We start from the raw sequence: 2774 nt of genomic DNA, 5'->3' as shown, positions 1-2774 counted from the left end.
TAGTATGACTTCAATGATTTACATGTCTTAAAGAATACTTAAAGATTTCATAAGTAATAGAAACCTAAGTTTGAATTTTGTTCTATTAGAACAAAAAACTAGAAAGAATAATAGAGGAGTAAGGCTGCTAATACCAATAGACAAGAAGTTTATCAATTTTGATAGTCCCCTCTCTTTTGTTATTTAAATTCGAACAATACATTAGGACATAGATCCCGTTTTCAGGTTGGAGGATTACCTAACATCGTTCTTTCGTAAGATGAACAATTATGCACAGCAATTATTATGGAATCGACATTTCAAAGTTAACTTTTGATACTGTTGATCAAGAAGGTAAACACTCTCGTTATAGCAACGATAAGCGAGGTTTCAAAGAGTTTAGTAAAAACATTTGTAAAGAGAGCTTATGTGTTATGGAATCCACAGGTATCTATCACTTGGAGTTAGCTAGATTTCTACACACTAAATCTGTCGCTATTTCCGTGGTTAATCCTCTTCGAATTAAGCGTTTTTCACAGATGAACTTGCAACGAAACAAAACAGACAAGGCAGATGCAAAGATGATATCACTTTATGCTCAAAATCAAGAGGTAAAGCTATGGAAACCAGCTCCTAAAGAAGTAGAGGAGGTTAAAGATATTTGCCAAGTACTTGAACAGTATATTGAATTTAGGTCTGGACTAAAAAACAAATTGGATGCTTTGAAAATAAAGAAGGCACCAAAGTCTTTAGTAAATTCTGTACTAGATCAAATAGAGACTGTTTCTGTTTCTATAGAAGAGCTACAAAAGACAGCAGATGATTTGACAGCAAGCTATAAGCCAGAAATGCTAAAAAACATTTTATCAATAAAAGGGATAGGAAAACGAACGGCATCTCTAATAATCATGGCATCTGGTGGCTTTGAAGATTTTGAGAATGCAAAACAACTCTCTTCATATTTTGGCTTAGCCCCTACAGAAACATCCTCGGGAACCAGTATTAATGGGTCTGGTAAAATATCTAAAATGGGCAACCCATTGGTTCGTAAGAAACTTTATATGTGCAGTCTCCAAGCGTCTAGGTGCAACACCTCTTGTAAAAATCTGTACGAAAGGCTCTTAGCAAAGGGAAAGCCAAAAAAAGTAGCATTAATCGCCGTAGCCAACAAGTTAATCAAACAAGTATTCGCTATTGCCAAATCTGGTCTACCTTATGACGATGAGTACAAATCAACTTTTAAAAGTAAAAACATCGGGTAATATTAAGCTAAAGCTTTTCCTGTTTTGCTTTTTGCAAAGCAAAAAAATAGTGAGAGCAGAACCCTCACTATACAAGATAAACTTCGGTTCAATACATCGCCATAAGTTTTCCTATTTTGTAAAACAAAACTAACAAATCGTTTGCATTTTAACACAATACAAAATAGCTTTCAATTGCCGCATATAAATCGTTTTTCACTCGATTTCTATTCGTTAAAAAATACGTGTCCGCCTATGGAGGAATACCATACCCTTCGATGAACTCAGGGTGACAAGTATTGTGATTTTTCGCCTTTACAAACCTTCGATAAACTCAATTTATGTATACGACACTTAAAAACTAAATTGGTAGTACAAGGGACTCAGGAACAGTTGAAGTTGGCTATTAATAAAATCAATTTGAAAATCGCTAAGTGATTTACAACTAGCGGTGATTACTGCTGTGTATTATTAGTTTAATCAGCAAAAAAACGGATTTGATATGAAGCCAATTAACCTGAATAGCAAATCCGTTTGATATGAATTTAAGTAGCTACGAATTATAATTTAACTACTTTTTGATTGCTTTGAATAGTTCCGTTTTGCAAAACCCTAATCTGATAAATACCACTGCTAAATTCTGATAAATCTATGGAAGAAGTTTTCCCTTCCATTTTTTGACTTACTATCAATTTGCCCATTGGGTCATACACCTCAATATCAGCAGCAGAAGTACTTAGTGTTATATTAAAAATTCCCAACCCTGGATTCGGAAATACATTCGCGGTAAACGAGTCTTCTGCATCCGTTACATTTCCAGTAGCAGGGCACAGCTTAGAAAGTGAAATAGGTACATTGCTTGAAGTAGATGAGCCGTTCCCCAATTGTCCATAGCTATTTTGACCCCAAGTCCATATCGTCCCATCTAGTTGTATTGCCATTGAATTATAGTCTCCACACGCAACCTCTTTAACATTAGTAAGCGACCCCACATTCACAGGCACATAGCTACTATTCTTGGTTCCATCGCCTAAATACCCATCAAAATTATATCCCCAAGCTACCACACTGCCATCGTTTTTCAACGCGAGCGTATGTGCTGCTCCACAAGCATTTGCCTTAACTCCGCTAAGCGATGCTACCTGAACAGGAATTTTACTTGATGTGGGGTTACCCAATTGACCCTTATCATTTCTACCAAAAGTCCAAACAGTACCGTCACTTTTCCATCCCCCTTGCTTTTTAATCAGTGCAAAATCTACGTTATCTCGAGCTGCAGAGGTCGATAGTCCCCGCCGAAAACTATGGCTACTTAGCTCTGAGATAAAATCAAAACCACATTCAGCGCCTAAAGCTTTGAGTATATGGTTCACAGATCCAGGCTTAAGTGGCTGATCGCTAATTTGATCCCAGCGATTAATCGAGCGAAAAATAGGGCCTGATATAATGTTTGCGCTGTCTAGCCACTGCTTAAGGGCTAGAATAGGACAAAATGACTGTTTCCCAAAAGGAATTGAACGCGTCATGCCTTCAGCGGCCTGATCTGTTTTTGAC

General features: G+C 37.0%; 2 protein-coding genes. One reads left to right on the top strand and one right to left on the bottom strand.

What is annotated here, in order from left to right:
- Window positions 1–269 precede the first annotated feature (269 nt).
- Window positions 270–1241 (top strand): IS110 family transposase, encoded by a 972-nt coding sequence (locus QZ562_RS20845; RefSeq protein ID WP_293764603.1) that lies wholly within the window; start codon window positions 270–272, stop codon window positions 1239–1241.
- Between the two features lie 539 nt (window positions 1242–1780).
- On the opposite strand, the gene QZ562_RS20840 is transcribed toward QZ562_RS20845, so the two are convergent.
- The coding region (locus QZ562_RS20840) for a T9SS type A sorting domain-containing protein (protein ID WP_293764601.1) at window positions 1781–2774 on the bottom strand (994 nt) is incomplete at its 5' end.

Origin of the sequence: uncultured Paraglaciecola sp. (assembly GCF_913058035.1) — a bacterium.
GTDB lineage: Bacteria > Pseudomonadota > Gammaproteobacteria > Enterobacterales > Alteromonadaceae > Paraglaciecola.
The sequence above is the reverse complement of the archived record's forward strand: the minus strand, read 5'-3'. Positions and strand labels throughout refer to the sequence as shown.

What these genes read in the sequence shown, in the direction of transcription:
- QZ562_RS20845 (WP_293764603.1), top strand. Translation starts at nt 270, where the DNA reads ATGCACAGCAATTATTATGGAATCGACATTTCAAAGTTAACTTTTGAT.